At 75.2% G+C, this 202-nt stretch carries 1 pseudogene; it reads right to left on the minus strand.

The window, feature by feature from the left end:
- Positions 1 to 202: pseudogene (locus FS882_RS21275) on the minus strand (hypothetical protein); the annotation flags it as partial.

Consider the following 202-nt stretch of genomic DNA (forward strand, 5'->3'; position numbering starts at 1 on the left):
CGTCGTGGTTGCGGCCGGTGCCGGGTCGGGTGAGGTAGCGGTGCCCGGTGGGGGTGATCCACTCGAACAGCCCGGGTGCGATCTGGCGCAGGCGGAAGCCGCCGTCGGTCTTGAGCCGGTGGTGCCGGTGGCACAGGGGTCCGAGGTTGTCGGCGTCGGTGCGGCCCAGGGGCGCGTCGGGGTCGGCGCCCGGCTGAGGGTG

Source organism: Cellulosimicrobium cellulans (genome assembly GCF_007679345.1).
Classification (GTDB): Bacteria; Actinomycetota; Actinomycetes; order Actinomycetales; family Cellulomonadaceae; genus Cellulomonas; species Cellulomonas cellulans_A.